General features: G+C 73.9%; 15 protein-coding genes. 1 reads left to right on the top strand and 14 read right to left on the bottom strand.

The genetic code is table 11. The features are described from left to right. Window positions 1–7 precede the first annotated feature (7 nt). From OFY01_RS07185 to OFY01_RS07125, 13 genes are all read right to left on the bottom strand, one after another. Window positions 8–265, bottom strand: a complete 258-nt coding sequence (locus OFY01_RS07185; protein ID WP_266597451.1) for a hypothetical protein — start codon at window positions 263–265, stop codon at window positions 8–10. 4 nt (window positions 266–269) lie between these two features. After that, the gene (locus OFY01_RS07180; RefSeq protein WP_266597449.1) at window positions 270–839 is read right to left on the bottom strand and encodes a phage tail protein; all 570 of its coding nucleotides are present in this window, start codon (window positions 837–839) and stop codon (window positions 270–272) included. Then, window positions 836–2824, bottom strand: a complete 1989-nt coding sequence (locus OFY01_RS07175; RefSeq protein WP_266597447.1) for a putative baseplate assembly protein — start codon at window positions 2822–2824, stop codon at window positions 836–838. Before OFY01_RS07175 ends, OFY01_RS07180 begins: the two co-directional genes overlap by 4 nt. Beyond that, window positions 2824–3246: a GPW/gp25 family protein gene (locus OFY01_RS07170; RefSeq protein ID WP_266597445.1), complete on the bottom strand. Its 423-nt coding sequence runs from the start codon at window positions 3244–3246 to the stop codon at window positions 2824–2826. Before OFY01_RS07170 ends, OFY01_RS07175 begins: the two co-directional genes overlap by 1 nt. Next, window positions 3246–3563, bottom strand: coding sequence for a PAAR domain-containing protein (locus OFY01_RS07165; RefSeq protein WP_266597444.1), 318 nt, complete (start codon window positions 3561–3563; stop codon window positions 3246–3248). The genes OFY01_RS07170 and OFY01_RS07165 overlap by 1 nt, the downstream gene beginning before the upstream one ends. Window positions 3564–3624: 61 nt before the next feature. Then, window positions 3625–5454, bottom strand: coding sequence for a VgrG-related protein (locus OFY01_RS07160; RefSeq protein ID WP_266597442.1), 1830 nt, complete (start codon window positions 5452–5454; stop codon window positions 3625–3627). Next, window positions 5451–6179, bottom strand: coding sequence for a CIS tube protein (locus OFY01_RS07155; protein ID WP_266597440.1), 729 nt, complete (start codon window positions 6177–6179; stop codon window positions 5451–5453). The genes OFY01_RS07160 and OFY01_RS07155 overlap by 4 nt, the downstream gene beginning before the upstream one ends. A 46-nt stretch (window positions 6180–6225) precedes the next feature. Next, window positions 6226–6651 (bottom strand): phage tail protein, encoded by a 426-nt coding sequence (locus OFY01_RS07150; RefSeq protein ID WP_266597439.1) that lies wholly within the window; start codon window positions 6649–6651, stop codon window positions 6226–6228. 54 nt (window positions 6652–6705) lie between these two features. Then, window positions 6706–7476, bottom strand: coding sequence for a hypothetical protein (locus OFY01_RS07145; protein ID WP_266597437.1), 771 nt, complete (start codon window positions 7474–7476; stop codon window positions 6706–6708). Window positions 7477–9696: 2220 nt separating this feature from the next. Continuing rightward, entirely contained in the window at window positions 9697–9855 is a 159-nt protein-coding gene (locus tag OFY01_RS07140; RefSeq protein WP_266597435.1) for a DUF6760 family protein, read from the bottom strand. After that, window positions 9852–10376 (bottom strand): hypothetical protein, encoded by a 525-nt coding sequence (locus tag OFY01_RS07135; RefSeq protein WP_266597433.1) that lies wholly within the window; start codon window positions 10374–10376, stop codon window positions 9852–9854. Before OFY01_RS07135 ends, OFY01_RS07140 begins: the two co-directional genes overlap by 4 nt. Further along, a complete protein-coding gene (locus OFY01_RS07130; RefSeq protein WP_266597431.1) occupies window positions 10373–10813 on the bottom strand; it encodes a phage tail protein in 441 nt (146 codons plus the stop codon). Before OFY01_RS07130 ends, OFY01_RS07135 begins: the two co-directional genes overlap by 4 nt. 26 nt (window positions 10814–10839) lie before the next feature. Then, window positions 10840–12393: a phage tail sheath family protein gene (locus OFY01_RS07125; RefSeq protein WP_266597429.1), complete on the bottom strand. Its 1554-nt coding sequence runs from the start codon at window positions 12391–12393 to the stop codon at window positions 10840–10842. A gap of 253 nt (window positions 12394–12646) precedes the next feature. Here OFY01_RS07125 and OFY01_RS07120 point away from each other — a divergent pair, with 253 nt between their 5' ends. Further along, window positions 12647–14284, top strand: a complete 1638-nt coding sequence (locus OFY01_RS07120) for an eCIS core domain-containing protein (protein WP_407700292.1) — start codon at window positions 12647–12649, stop codon at window positions 14282–14284. A 21-nt stretch (window positions 14285–14305) separates the two neighbouring features. Here OFY01_RS07120 and OFY01_RS07115 read toward each other — a convergent pair. Next, window positions 14306–15701 (bottom strand): ATP-binding protein (locus OFY01_RS07115; RefSeq protein WP_266597427.1); only part of this gene is annotated, 1396 nt, incomplete at its 5' end.

Genomic DNA, 15701 nt, shown 5'->3' with positions numbered 1-15701 from the left:
GTGACCCTCAAACGCACGGCGGCGCCGTCGAGTTCCACGGGGCGGCCGGAGGCTGCGCGGGTGCGCTCGGTGCCTGCCCGGACGGGTTCGTGGCCGGGTCCGGGTCCGGGTCCGGCAGCTCCGGTTCCGCGGGCCCGGCCGCAGGCGTGGTCGACGGCCCGGCCGCGGGCGGCGGGTCGTCCGACCACGCCAGGTACGCCCCGCAGTTGCCGCAGAAGTCGTCTTCGGGGCCGTTGGACGCCCCGCACGCGGGACACGCGCGCATGGCGTCACCTCCCTTCGTCGGGGGGCGGGCCGGGCAGGACCTCCACCCGGCAGGCGGTGTGGACCGGGGACATGGTTCGCACGATGGCGTGGACGCGGTGTGCGTCCACCCGTGCCGCGTCGCCGTCCGGCGGCCATACACGGATCACGGGCTCGCCCACCGGCTCGGGCGGCAGGTCGGTGCCGGCGGTCCGGGACCACCAGGAGCCGCCGTCGTTCGTCACCTGGGCGTGGACGCCGAGCGCGAGGCGCAGCGCCTCGACGAGGCCGCGCCCGGTGCCGCGCCACCGGTGCAGTTCCACCGCCCGTTCGACCGCCGCGCGGCGCAGCGCCACGGGCCTGCGCGGGTCGTCGTCCGCGCCCACCCACGACGCCAGCCAGGCCAGGAAGTCCGTCGGGGTCACGCGGGGATCGAAGTACGCGGGCAGGTTGTCCAGGGTCGCGAAGACCGGGGCGAGGACCGTGTCGAGGCCCGCGGTGAAGCGTTGGGCGAAGTCGTCGTCGGCGTACAGGGCGGGCAGTTGCGCGCCGATCGGGTGGCGGCTCGGCAGGCCGGGTACGGCGGCCCGGCTCACCGCCCCGCCTCCGGCTCGACGGCCGTGACGACCACTTGGTGCTGGTAGGAGAAGACCAGGGCGCCCGAGGCCACGTCGACACGGTCGGCCGGAGTGCCGCGCCGCCCGGTGATCGGGTCGGCGGGGAACAGCCGGATCTCCTCGATCAGCGCGTTGCCGGTGGCGCGTTGCAGCACGCCGAACACCTCCCCGTACTGCACCGGCCGCCCGAACGGCCATCCGGTGCCGTCCGGTCCGCCGTGCAGCGGGTTGAGGTGGCGGTACAGCGCGGCGAGCGCCGCGTCACGCACGCGGTCGGTGTCGTCCGGCGCCGCCGCGAGCCGGGCCACCACGGTGACGCCCTGGTAGACGGGCGGCTCCACCACGAGGCGGGTGCCGATCAGGCGGCGCTCGTCGAGGCTCGCGGTGATCGCCTCCAGGACCTGTTCGGAGGGGATCAACTGCTCGAAGCGGAGCCGGTCGTCGCCCTCGTCGGCGACGGCGTCCGGCACCACCAGGACCCGTACCGCCCCTGGCCCCTGCGCGGCGGGCAGGCAGCGGACCCGACGCACCGACGGCGCCGCCTGGCGGGCGATGGTCTCGTAGTCCTCGGCGGTCACCGCGCGCTCCTGCATCCGCAGCGCGTCCGGCGCCCGCAGCTTGGCGTTGTCGAGGGTCTCGCCCGCGACGCCACCGCGCGCCGCCTCCCGGTTGGTGACCCGGGCGATGTACGGGACGGAGCTGAGCAGCACGGAGATCGCGCCGCGCGCGACGTTGCCCGCCGGTCCGCCGCCGGTGCGGTAGCGGGACACGCGGATGCGGGCGCCCTTGGGCGGTACGGCTCCGCACGGGCGCAGCGTGCCGTCCGGCTCGCGCAGCACCGGGGGGAAGGAGAACTCGCCGGTGGTGGCGTCGACGCGGACGTGCCGGTCGGCGGGCCCGGAGCGGCCGAAGTGCTCCACGACCTCCCAGCGCTGCCATCCGTCGGCCGACGACACCTCGACCGCGGGAGGCTCGCCGTCGAGGAGGACGGGCGGGCGGCCGAGCCGGAACGTCTGCCCGGCGACACCCTCCGAGGTGCCGAGCGGCACGTCGGTGACGGTCTCGGCGTGCTCCACGGACATGGTGCCGCCCACGGTGAACACCGCGGCCTCGCGCACCGTCGGGGACTCCGAGTAGAAGGGCTGCCCCGGCTCGGGCTCGGTGACGCGGCAGCGCAGCCAGCCGGCCCGCGTGCCGCCGATGACCGACGCCGTGTGCCCGGCGGGCACGTACACGATGACCTCGCCGGGGCGGTTGAGGCCGCCGGTGGTGTCCTCGCCGGTCTCGCACATCCGCCAGGCGCCGCCGTCCCACGCCTCCCACACCAGCGGCGGCTGGCGCGGGTCCACGCCGACGCCCTCGACGCGGCTGTCCAGGTGCACCGCGACGACGCAGCGGGGCACCGCGGTAGGCAGGCCGAACAGCAGCGCGTCGCCGGGCTCCGGTGCCGCCTGGAAGCACGGCACGTCGGCGCCCTCGGCGCCCTCGGCGTTCACGGCGTTCTCGGTGATCTGCTGGGTTCTGTCGATCTGCTCGCCGCCGCGGGGCGCGGTCACCAGGCGTGTCAACTCACTCGGCAGGATGCGTAGTTCGTCGGTGGTCGCGAAGACGACCGGCTCGTCGCTCGCGCCGCGCGCGGTGGTCACCTCGGTTCCGGCGGGCAGCACCACCGTGTCCGGCTGGGGCGCCGACAGCCAGAAGTCGACGTCGGCGCGGGCCGCGGCGGGCGGGAACAGGCGGATGTCCAACAGGTCGAGGAACGCGGTGTAGTTCTTGTCCGGGACCCGGTTGAGCCGGTACAGCAGCTGGTCCACGAGGTGGGCGAACGTCTCGATGAGGGTGACGCCCGGGTCGGAGACGTTGTGGTCGGTCCACTCCGGGGCGCGCTGCTGCACGTACCGCTTCGCCTCGTCGACGAGTTGCTGGAAGCGGCGGTCGTCCAGGTTGGGGGAGGGAAGAGCCATCAGTCGGCGACCGTTTCCTCGGCCCCCTCCTCGGAGGGGATCGTGTAGAAGGGAAAGACCAGGTTGCGCCGGTCGTTGGTGGAACGCACGGTGTAGTGCACGTCGATGTAGAGGGTGCCGTCCTCGACGGCGTCGAAGGCGACGACCACGTCGTCGACGGCGATGCGCGGCTCCCACCGTTCCAGGGCCTCGCGCACCTGCTGCCCGATCCGTCCGGCGGTGGCGCCGTCGCCGGGTGCGAAGACGTGGTCGTGGATGCCGCAGCCGAACTCGGGGCGCATGGGGCGTTCGCCGGGCGCCGTGCCGAGCACCAGGCGGATCGCCTCCTCGATCTCCTGCTCCCGCTCGACCATGCCGATCCCGCCGGTGGGCCCGACCCGCAGCGGGAAGCCCCAGCCGCGGCCGATGAACCGCTCGCTCATCACACGCCCCCGATCAGGACGTTCATGGCGCCGGTCAGCACCATCGCGCCGCAGGCCGTCTTGTCGCGTGCCCGCGCGGCCGGCAGCCCGCCGATGAGCACCGCGCCCGAGGCGAGCCCGGCCGGGTCGGGCACGATCACGTTGGCCGGTCCCAGGGCGGCGTGCGGGGCGACCGGGCAGACCGTGAGGCTGCCCACGACCGCGGCGGGGCGGCCGCCGATCAGCACGCGCGCCACCGCCGGGGCGGCGCCCGGCGGCGGGGTGGCGATCCGGCCGCCGTGGTCGGTGGGGTCACCGGTACGGGCTGCGGCTGGCATGCGGTACTCCTTGCGGCGGGAGGGGGGTTGAGGGGCGGACAAGGGGATTCGGGGACTGAGGTCAGTTGATGCGGATGAGCTTGGCCTTGAGGACGGCGAGCAGGCCGCCGTCGACGGTGACGTCCGACGAGCCGTCGACGCTCACGTTGCGGCCGCCGATCCTCACCTTGGCCCTGCCGTTGATGTCCACGTTCCGGCCGGACACGCTCACGTCGCCCTGGCGCGCGTCCAGGGTGATGCCCTTCTTGTCGAGCAGGACGGAGGAGAGAGGTTTCCGTCCGCCCTTCGCCGCGTACACCGTCAGCTCGATCCGGTCCCTGCGGCTGTCGAGGAAGACTTCGAGGCGCTCGTCGGCGGACATGAGCCGCACGCCGGAGCGGCCGGGAGCGCGCGCGTCGAGCAGCTCGACCCGGTGGCCCGAACGCGACACGAGGGAACGGCGGTTGACCCGCCCGGTGGTCTTGTCGATGAGCGGGACGTCGTGCGGCGACGGCCGGTCCACACCGTTGTAGAGCCCTCCGATGACGTACGGGCTGTCGAGCAGGCCCTGTTCGAAGCCGACCAGCACCTCGTCGTTGACCTCCGGGCTCACCACTCCCCCGCCGCCCTTGCCGCCCCACTGCACGGTGCGCACCCAGTCGGTGACGTACGTGTCGTCCAGCCAGGGGAACTTCAGCCGCACCCCGCCGTTCTCGGCGCCGCCGGGCTCGCGTACGTCCGTCACGACGCCGATCGCCAGGCCCGGCATGCGCGGGCCGCGCCCCGGCGCGTTGGCCCCGGTGACCAGGCCGGTCAGGGAGCGGTCGGGGCTGGCGCTGACCCACACCGTCGTCCGGTAGCCGCCGTGCGGCTCGATGACGTGCCGTACCGCCGTCGCCGTGTACGTGCCGGAGAACGCCTGCCCCACGTTGCCGAGCGCGACGGGCTCGCCCGCCCGTAGCCGCGGGTTTCCCTCGGCGAGCACCTCAAGCTCGGCGAACTGCGCGCCGACCTGCTCGGCCACGGCGTCGGCGACGGCGGTCGTCTCGGCCTGGGTACGGTACGGGGTGTCGGTGACGGTCAGCTTCGACGCCGTGCCGAACCGGGCGGCCAGCGCCGGACTCAGCCCCGGCACGACGGTCTCGCTCTCCACCGACGGGCTGCGGGCCACCAGCGGCCGCTTGGTGGTGACGTCCCAGCCGCGCACCTCCACCTGCGAGGCCCCGTCCGCGGCCGACAGGGCGGCCCGCAGCGCCAGCAGGTTCCGCCCGTACTCCAGGACCATCGGGTTCCGGGTGGCCGGGGTCGACGGCGCGGGCGCGCCGGACGCCTTCTCCGGCTTGGTGAACTGGAGCACGCCCTCGTCGTCGACGCGCACCCGCGCGCCGCTCTCGCCCGCCAGGAACTGCAGGAACTCCCAGTCGGAGACGTTCGCCTGCGAGAGCTGCTGGTACGTGACCGGCGCGGCCTGCACGGTTCCGCAGGCGAGGCCCGCACCGGCGGCGACCTTGCGGACGATCGCCGACGCGGTCATGTTCCGGTACGCGACCACCTTGCGGCCCCGTTGCAGTCGGTGTTCCTTGGAGTAGGCGCGCACCACGGTGAACGAGCCCGTACTGTCCCGGTCCACCTCCAGGGCCGTCACCTCACCGTTGAACAGCCGCTCGCGTGCCTGCCCGGACACCGTCACCACGGACACCCTGAGCGGCGTGCCGATGGTGATGCCGGTCGCCTTGAGGAACTCGTGGTCGGGGTCGCGGAAGGTGAGCTGTGCCGCGTCGGGCAGGCCCGTGTTCTCGTCCACGACGCACTCGACCAGCTGGGCGGCCCAGATCGGCGGGAGTTCGCCGGGTGTCTCCACGACGGGGTCGGCGGCGAACGACCGGCCGCCCCGCGCCTCGGGTGTGGTCACCGCTCCTCCTCGGCACCGGCGTCGCGCAGCCCCGGGACCACCAGTTCGGTGCCGGGCACGAGCGCCATCGGGTCGTCGATTCCGTTCGCCTCCGCGATGACCCGCCAGGCCGTCGCGTCGCCGTACTCGCGCCAGGCGAGGAGCGCGAGGCTGTCGCCCGCCACGACGGTGTGCGTACTACGGGCGGTGCGTGCGCCGGATGTGGGGTTCTGGCCCGGCGGATCGACACTCGCCTCCTCGATGGACAGGGCGCAGGTGGCGCGCAGCGGCCTGCCGTCCACGTCGAACAGCGTGTACGACACGGAGAGGCTGGACAGCACCCCGTCGAACGACGTCGTCCGCGCGGTCCCCCACTCGAACCGCACCCACGGGCTGGCCGGCTTCTTGCGGCCCAGGCTGGCCTTGGTCGGCACGCACCCCTTCATCAGCTTCTCCACCGCCCGCTCCACGGAGTTGTCGTGGGTGGCGGTGGCGTCCAGGAACACTTCCAGGCTGAGGGTGCGCGGGCCGCTGCCGACGAACTCCGGCAGCGCGGACTCCCCCGCCATCCGGGACGGGGTGCGCCGCCACTCGGTGCTCTTGCTCAACTGGATGGTGGAGGGGTTGAACTGGAGGTTGAGCCGCGTGATCGTCCCGCCGGGCTTCGCCCCGACGGACGCCGGGGGTTCCTTCAGGGTCAGTTGGGCCCTGGTCCTGCTGGAATTCGAGCGGACCGCTGGGGGCATACCGGGCCTCCTTTCCGAGGCTGCGAAGGCGTGAGGGTCGTACGGGTCAGGACGGGCGCAGCCCCTGGTGGGCGATCTCCAGGGTCTCCACGGCTGCCTGGGAGGTGGCCGGGTCGAACGAGGGCCCCTGCCAGCGCACCGGGACGATCCCGGTCACCTGCCAGCTGATGATCGGGGTGAGGTCCGGTTTCAGCGCCACGATCTCGCCGTCCTTGGGCCGCACCCGCTTCAGCGTCTCGTCGAGCCAGCGGGCGATCTTCGCCGTGTCGGCGGTGACCGGCCGGGTGAGCGTGATGTTCGACCAGGTCACGCGGCCGGGCAGCTGCCAGGTGAAGCCGTTGTTGCCGCCCTCGGCATAGCTCTCCATCTCGACCTCGGCTCCCATGCCGGAGCAGGTGTGGAAGGCGCCCAGGTCGTTGCCGCCGATGGCGAGCCTGAAGAACACGCTCGTGGCGAAGATGTTGTCGGTCATCGCTCCGTCATCCGTTCCTTGCGCTCAGGTGCTTTGCGCTCACGTTCCACGTCCTCAGCGGCGTCCGTCGTAGGGGCGGCCCGTACGTTCCCTGCCGCGCCGCAGTTCGGTACGGAGCAGCCGGGCCATCGGGTCGAGCAGGCGGCGCGCCAGGGCGTCCAGGTCGATGCCCGGGTCCTGCGGTGATTCGGCACGCCGGTCGGTGGCGGTGCCGGTGGCGGTGGCGGTGCCTCTGACGGCGGCGGACGTGCCGCGCGCGGCGACGGACGACGTGGACGCCGACCGCGAACGGCCGTGCGGCCGCGCCCCCGTTCTCGGCGGTGCGCCCTTGAAAGGGGCCGGAGCGGGGGCAGCGGCGGAGGCGTCGGAGACATCGCGTTGGACGGGTGCCGCCGTTCTGGCACCGGACGTGCCGGCCTGCGGCCGTACCACGGGAACGCGGACCTCCGGCGGCGTGTGGGGGCCCGGCGGCCGGTCCCCGAGCGGTGGCGCCTGCGGCGCGGTGACCGGCAGAGGCCCCGCCGGAACGGTGGCGGCAGCGACGGTTGTCGCCGACCCCGGCGGCGCGGGCCGGACGACCGGGCCCTCCCGCCCGGCGAGCGGGGCGACGGAGGCGCGCTGGACCTGTGGCGCGGCTGGCTGGGGACCACCTGCCACCGGATACACGGGGTCGTCGCCCTGACCGGCAACGGCACTGCCGGGCCAACGCGCGGCCACCACCGGGCGGGCGCCGGTGCGGGGCTCGGCGGGCGGTTCCGCCGTTTCCGGGACACGGGTGCTCAGCGCGAGCGGGCGGGCCGCAAGCAACTGGAGGGTGCGGGCCACCGGACGCGTACCTGCCTCCTCTGCCCGTACTCCCCTTCCCGCCTCTTCCGCCGTGCTTGCCGCGCCCGTCGGCCCCAGAGCCCGGACAGCGACGACCGGCCCCGGCGAAGATCTGTCCGTCCCCACAGGAGTGGGGGCGACGCCGGAGGACATCGGGTGGAGCTGGACCGTGGGAGCGGGAGCGGGAGCGGGAACAGGAGCCGGGGCAAGGGCAGGAGCCGGAGCGGGGGCAGGAGCCGAGGCGGGGGCGGAGGCGGAGGCGGAGGCGGAGGCGGCCGCAGGATCAACTGGTGTTGCGGATTCCACCTCGCGCTGCACGACAGGCAGCGCCGGGCCGGGCCCGGCAACGGGAGTCCCGGCGGCCGACGCGCCGGCGCCGGGCAGCGCGGCGCTCGGCGGCAGCGCCGACAACGGCGCCCCCAGACCGCCCCGCACACGGGCGCCATCCAGCACACCACGCACGGCCCCACCCACATTCACATCCGCGCTCGGGGCATCGGCCACACTCGGGGCATCGGCCACACCGTCCGACTCACGCTGCACCACCGGCAACACAGCCCCAGACGCGCCAGCACCAGCACCAGCACCAGCACCAGGCACAGCCGTCCCAGACACGGCCCTCCCGGGCACATCGGCGCTCGGCGGCAGCGCCGACAACGGCGCACCCAGACCGCCCCGCACACGGGCACCCTCCGTCTCACGCTGCACCGCGCCCGGCACCACAGCCCCGGCCACGTCAACGCTCGACGCCGACGCCGACGCCGACGCCGCCGACGGCGCACCCGGCGCGTCGGCCGCACCGCTCGACTCACGCTGCACCACCGGCAACACAGCCCCAGACACCCCCTGTTCGGGCACACCGGCACCGGACGGCAACACCGAAGACGGCCCACCCGAACCACCGCGACCACCGTGCACGCGGGCGCCATCCACCTCACGCTGCACCACCGGCCCCGCAGTGCCCGGCACCACAGGCGGCCCGGGCACCACAGCCCCGGCCACGTCAACGCTCGACGCCGACGCCGCCGACGGCGCACCCGACGCGTCGGCCGCACCGCTCGACTCACGCTGCACCACCGGCAACACAGCCCCAGACACCCCCTGTTCGGGCACATCAGCACCGGACGGCAACGCCGAAGACAGCGCACCCGGACCACCGCGACCGCCGCGCGCACGGACAGCATCCAGCACGCCACGCACCACCCCGCCCACGTTCACATCCGCAGGCGGAGCCTCGACCGCGCCCTCCGCCTCACGCTGCACCACCGGCAAGGCCGGGTCGGGCACGGTGTCCGTGACCGACCCGGGCGACGAGGACGAGGACGGAGACGAGGACAGGGACGGCAACGGAGACGGCGACGGAGACGAGGAGAGGGACGGCAACGGAGACGGCGACGGAGACGGAGACGAGGACGGAGACGTCGACTCCTGCGTCGACGAAGCAGTCGTCGGGATGCCGAGGGGCGGTCGGCGGTCCTCCGGTGTGGCCGCGCGCTGCACCGGGGCCGCGGGTCCGGCGTCGGGGGGCGGCGTGGCGGCAGGTGGCAGGGCGGGGACGCGGCGTGCCGGCGCCGGGGGACGTCGGGCGGTGGTCAGCGCGGGGCGTAAGCGGCGGGGCCTGACCACCGGGCTGGACGGCGCGGGGTCACCGGAGGCGGCGGTCGGTGGTGCCGTCATGGGTCGGGGCACGCTCGCGTCGGCCGGCGGCGCGGCCGCGTCCGGTAGGACCGCCACACGCCGTACCAAGGGTGTCGGCGGGGCCGTCGGCCGCTCGGCCGAACCGGGTCCGCCCGCGACATCGCCGACTCCTGCGGCGTCCGGCTCCCCGGGGCGCAGCGCCCGCAGCAGCAGCGGGCCCCCGTCGGCGTGGGTCACCTGTGGGGCGGGTGGGCGGGCGATGTCGCGGACCAGGCCGGTCGGGGCGGACGAGAGGACCGCGTGGCCCAGACCGGTGTCGTAGGACGGGTTCTGCCAGGCGGCGAGGCCCGCGCGGAAGGCGAGCCCGTCGCTCACCCCGAGCGGGGCGCGGGAGACCGTGAGGCTCGGCGGTGCGGTGCGGCGCCAGCCGCCGTCCCAGTCGCCGGGCACCGATACCGATGCTGCTGCCGGGGCAGAAGTCGGGGCCGAGACCGGAGTCGGATTCGGAGTCGGAGCGTTCCGGTCCGCGCCGGAGCGGTGCCTGGGCCGGCGGCGCAGCCTGTCCCGCCATGCCATGTACGCTCAACCGCCTTCGTTCATACGGGTGTTGATACGGGCGATCTCCGCCACCCACTCGCGGCGTTCGCCGTGGGTGAGGTCGAGGATCTCCTCGCGTTGCCAGTGGAAGTGGTAGGCGACGTACGCGATCTCCTCCCGGAGCCGGGGAAGGGCGTACGTCACGATTCCCCCAGGCGCCCACCCGAGAGGTCGACCTCGAAGCCGCCCTCGCAGTGCGGGCAGGTCACCGCCGCACGCGTGTGGCCCTCGCTGTTGATCCGGCGGTAGAAGTCCTGGAGGAAGGCGACATCGGTGGCGTACATCCGCTCCACGACCCCCGCGTGCACATCGGTGATCGTGCCGATCCTGGTGATCACCTGGCCAAGGAGCACCACGCTCAGGTACGCGGGGTTCTCCTTGACCCGCAGGTCGATCTGGGGCCGCAGCTCGTCTCGCGCGGTGGCGAGCCGCATCGCGCCGTGCCGGTGCACCGTGCCCGACTCGTCCACGTACCCGCGTGGCAGCTCGAACTCGAACTCGGTGCGCAATCCGCTCCGAGACGCGTCGCGCGACCGGTTCTCCTGCCCCGGCCCGTTCTCCTCCCGGGGCCCGTTCCCCTCCCCCGGCGCCGGGGCCGCGGCGGCGGGCTCCGTCAGCGCGAGGATCTCGTCCAGGTTGCCCGCCGTCACCGTACGGCGTTTCATTCGACGGTTATCTCCTCGAACACGATCGTCACCGACTCGGTGGCCGGGGCGGACTCGCCCGCCTTCAGGGACGGGCCCTCCCACTTGGACACCCAGCCCTGCATCAGCTGGATGCGGCGGACCGTGTTGAGCTCGGAGTCCATGATCTCGATGGTGAGGTTCTGCCGCGCGGAGGAGACGGCGCCCTTGTTCAGGGTCTCCTTGATCCACTTGGTGAACTCGCTGCTCTTGTCGAGCCCCCGGGTGATCGTCACCTCGCCTGCCTGGCGGGCGCCGGGCTGCTTGCGGATGATCTGCTTGCCCCGGTCGCTGACCTGCTTGACCTCGACGACCTCCTCCTCGACGGTCAGCCCGGCGATCTCCTGGATCGACTCGACCCGGTAGCCGCCGAGTTGTACGCCGAAGACGTGGGTGGAAAGAGCGTCGCCCTCTGCCATGACTGTCTGTCACCTTTCCTTGCGGATCATTCGTCGATGAGGCTGGTGGTGTCGGAGAACTGGGCCAGCCGGAACACCACGAACTCCGCGGGCTTGACCGGCGAGACGCCGATCTCGCAGACGACCCGGCCCTGGTCGATGGATTCCTGCGGGTTGTTGTCGCGGTCGCACTTCACGTAGAACGCCTCTTCGGCCGTGCGGCCGAACAGGGCGCCGCGGCGCCACTCCTCGGTGAGGAACGCGGTGACGTTGCGCCGGATGCTGGACCACAGGCGGTCGTCGTTCGGCTCGAAGACCACCCACTGGGTGCCCAACAGGATTGATTCTTCGAGGTAGTTGAACAGGCGGCGTACGTTGAGGTAGCGCCAGGCCGGGTCGGAGGACAGGGTGCGGGCGCCCCAGATGCGGATGCCGCGGCCGGGGAAGGCGCGTACGCAGTTCACGCCGACCGGGTTCAGCAGGTCCTGCTCGCCCTTGCTGAGCCGCAGCTCCAGGTCCACCGCGCCGCGGATCACCTCGTTGGCGGGCGCCTTGTGCACGCCCCGCTCGGCGTCGCTGCGCGCCCACACACCGGCGACGTGACCGCTCGGCGGGACGGTGGCGTTGCGCCCGGCGGCCGGGTCGAAGACCCGCACCCAGGGGTAGTACAGGGTGGCGTAGCGGGAGTCGTAGCCCGCCTCGTCGTTGCGCCAGGCGCGCACCTGCTGGGCGGAGAGGCCGGGCGGGGTGTCGAGGACGGCGACCCGGTCGCCCATCTGCTCGCAGTGCGAGATCACGGCGAGCTGTACGGTGCGTACGCCCTCGGCGTCGATGTCGCCGCGCTGGTAGGCGCTCATCAGGTCCGGCACCGCGACCATGGTGATCTCGTCGATGGCCTCCAGGCCGCCGAACCCGGTGCGGGCCGAGGCGTCGCCCACGTACTCGGCCGGGTCGAGACGGGAGACGGCGCCGGAGGCCGAGGGGGCGGCCGGAGCGGCGGGGGCGTCGGGGATCGCCACGGTCCGGTTCGCGGGCCTGGTCTGGCTGGCGCCGCGCTGCTCGGTGACCTCGATCAGCTTGGAGGCGCGGGCCTGGGTGACCAGGTAGCCCTTGACGTTCTTGCGGGTGGACGCCTCGTACGTCTCCGCGACCCGGTCGCCCTGGCGGACCAGCAGCTTGAAGCGGTCCTCCGGCGGGTTCTCGCCGTCCATGTCGGCGATCTCCACCGACACGCCAAAGACCCCGGGCCTGGCCGCGACCAGGAAGCCGCCGAGTTCCACCGGCTTCGGCTCCGGCTCCGCCGCGACGGCCTCGCCGCGACGGTCGCCGTCGGCCGCCGGGCCGCCGACCCGCACCACGTACGCGGCGCCGCCGCCGTTGGAGAAGTACCCGTAGACCGAGTGGGCCAGGTAGGTGCCCTCGGTGAAACCGCCGAACTCCTGGGCGTACTGGTCCCAGCTGGTGACCAGCGTCGGCGTGTGGAACGGGCCCCGCTCGGCGAACCCTACGAACGCGGCGACGGCGGTGCCGACCCCTTCGATCGGTCGGGCACCGGACTGCACCTCCTCCACGTACACGCCCGGGGTGAGGTACGTCGGCATGCTTGCTCCTTCACGGCCTGCGGGTCACCTGTGTCCAGGCCGAGTCTGTGGGACCGGCTCGGCGGACGGCAGGGTCGCGGGGACCTGGCCGGGGGCAGTCCGGCTGCCTTTCCGTACCTCCCGTGCGGCCCGTCCCGGCAGTACCCGCCGCTGCCCCCGCGCTGCCCGTGCGGACCTGGACGGGCGGTCGGGGCGTCCGGTCCACTGGGGCGGAGGCAGGAGTACGCGCCGACGCCCGACGAGGAGGCAGTTGATGCAGAGGTCAGGACGGCGTGACGGGACGGCCCGGCGGGCGGAACAGGCCGAGCAGTCGCAGCGTGGCACCACCGCCACCCCACGGCAGACCTCGTCGGCCGGGGTCGCCGTCCCGCCCCCGCTCACCGCCGACGTACTGCGGGCGGCGCAGCGCGGCGCGGGCAATGCCGCGGTCACCGGCATGATCGCCCGCCGCGCCCGCGCCACGGCCGCGCCCGAGCAGTCGGACACCGGGGTGAACGCGGTCCTGCGCTCCGCGGGCAGGCCACTCGCGGCGCCCGTACGCCAGGAGATGGAGTCCCGGTTCGGGACCGACTTCTCCGGCGTACGCCTGCACACCGGGCCCGCCGCCGCCCGCTCGGCCCGCGCGATCGGGGCGCGCGCCTACACCTCCGGCAGCCATGTGGTGATCGGCGCGGGCGGCGGCGACAAGCACACGCTCGCGCACGAGTTGACCCATGTCGTGCAGCAGCGCGACGGCCCGGTGTCGGGCACCGTCACCGGGCACGGCTTCGCGGTGTCGGATCCGGGCGACCGTTTCGAGCTGGCGGCGGAGGCCAACGCGCGTCGGGTGCTCAGCGGGCCGGTGCCGCAGGCGCGGACAGCGGACGGCCCGGCCGCCGCGAGGGGTCCGAAGCGCCGCGTCGCCGGGGGCGAGCCCGCCGTCCCCGTACAGCGCTATCGCGACGTGTCGGCCCAGGAGAGCGACGAGATGGACCTCTCCGAGGCGAGCAGCATCGCCGTCGACCGGATCTCGGACAACGGGCTGATCGCGGTGGCCGGGCGGCAGGAGGCGTACGCCGACGCCGAGTTGTTCGACCGGGCCAACCGGGAACTGGCCGGGCAGGACCGGATTCGCGTCCGTCTCGAACAAGGCCGGCAGGCACTGATCGGCGGCCGTCAGCTCTACCGCGTGCTGCCCGTCCTCGCCTCCCGCGAGGCGGCCGACTGGCCGGGCGCCGCCCACGGCCACGAGCCCGTCCTCGGCGACACCCCTCAGACACGGGCCGACAAGCTCGCGGCCTACAAGACCAGCCTGACGGCACTGCCGGCCGATCACGGTGACCTCCTCGCCTCGGCGCTGCGCCTGACGGGCGGTACCGACACCCAGGCGATCGACCGGCTGCACCAGCGGTTGCTCGCTCTCGCCAACCGGGAGATGGGCGCGCAGTGGGCGGCCGACCAGGTTCCGGTGGACCCCAGGAGGGAGCCCAACTTCCCGCAGACGGCGGTGAAGTGCCTCACCCAGCTCGCCATCGACCGGGACGCCTCCCGCGAACCGGAGCAGGTTCTGACGGATCTGCTGATCACCCTGCCCAACGACTGCCAGGCCGCCGCCGAACGACTGATCGGCAAGCCCTCCGAGGGCCTCGCCCACCCACGGGCCACTCCCGCGGTCGGCGAGAACCACTACGTGAACCTGCGGAACGTCGCCGGAGGCCGCTGGCAGAACCACTTCGCGGCGGTGATCATGCGTGACGGGCACGACTCACTGACGTACGAGACGGCCGCGGACAGCGCCAACCCCCTGAGCGAGGGGAAGTCCCTCGGCTACTTCGCGCTCTACGGGGCGGGCGGCACGCAGCAGTCCTTCGACGCCGAGATCGGGCGGCAGAACACGGCGCCGCGGGGTTGATGCCGTTGCCCGACCCGCCCCTCAGACGGCCGTCGCCTGCGCCAGATACGGCCCGAACTCGCTTTCGAGGACCAGTCGTCCGAGCTTGCGGTACTCCTGGGCGACCGCCGTCACCGCCTGCCGCATGGTGAGCGGCGTGCCGGACTCCGCCGCGAGGTAGGCCGCCGTCACCGCGCAGGCGCGGATGGAGCCGCCCGCGAGTTCGAAGCGGTCGGCGCAGAAGGCGAGGTCCAGGTCCTCGGCGCGGGGCAGGCGTTCGCCCAGGCAGCGTTCCCACAGGGCGAGGCGTTGGGCGGGGTCGGGCACCGGGAAGTCCGCCACGACGTCGAGGCGGCGGGTGAACGCCTCGTCGAGGTTGGCCCGCAGGTTGGTGGTCAGCACGGCGATCCCGTCGAACGACTCCATGCGCTGCAACAGGTACGCCGACTCGATGTTGGCGTGCCGGTCGTGCGCGTCCTTCACCTCCGAGCGCTTGCCGAAGATCGCGTCGGCCTCGTCGAAGAGCAGCACCGCGTTGACCGCGGACGCCTCGGTGAAGATCCGCTCCAGGTTCTTCTCGGTCTCTCCCACGTACTTGTCGACGACCGTGGACAGGTCCACCACGTACAGGTCCATGCCGAGGTCCGCGGCGACGACCTCGGCGGACATGGTCTTGCCGGTGCCCGACTCACCGGCGAACAGCGCGATCACACCGCGGCCGCGGCCGCCGCCCGGCCGCATCCCCCACTGTCCGAGCACCTGCTCGCGGTGGCGGGCGCGCAGGGCGAGTTCACGCAGCCGCCGGTGGGTGGCGGGCGGCAGCACCAGGTCGTCCCAGCCGACGGCGGGCTCCACGCGGCGGGCGAGCCGGTCGAGTCCCGCCCCGTTCTGGGCGCGTACGGCGCGGCGCAGGTCCTCGGCGCCGACCGGGCGGCCCGCGAGGGCGGCCGTGCGCACCGCCACGTCGGCGGCGCGGCGCAACTGGCCGGAGTCCAGGCGGTGCGCGGCGACCGCTCGGGCGAGGGCTTCTACGTCGCCGGTTCGGGGGGCCTCGCCGGAGTTGTCCGCGCCCGCCTCCGCACCCGCCGCCCGGCCGAGGGCGTGCCGCCAGCGAGCGGCCTGCCGTTCCGGGGCGGGCGCCTGCACGGTCAGGACCACGGGGGTGTCCGCCGCCCATGCCGGGTCCCAGCCGACGGTGCCGTGCACGAGCAGGGGTGTTCCGCGCAGCGCCGCGCACAACTCCCTTAGCACGCGGGCGCGTTCGGCGGGCTCCGGGGGCAGCCCCTCCAGTGGGCCGAGGACGACACCGGCCCCGGTCAGGCGGGCCTCGCGGGCGGCCGCACGGGCGAGGGCCGGTACGTCGGCGGGGTGCCGGGCGAGCGCCGCCGCGTCCAGGACGAGCGGATCGAGCCCGGCCGTACGAGCCGCGGCGACGGCC

It is taken from the genome of Streptomyces beihaiensis, from assembly GCF_026274175.1.
Lineage (GTDB): Bacteria > Actinomycetota > Actinomycetes > Streptomycetales > Streptomycetaceae > Streptomyces > Streptomyces beihaiensis.
The sequence above is the reverse complement of the archived record's forward strand: the minus strand, read 5'-3'. Positions and strand labels throughout refer to the sequence as shown.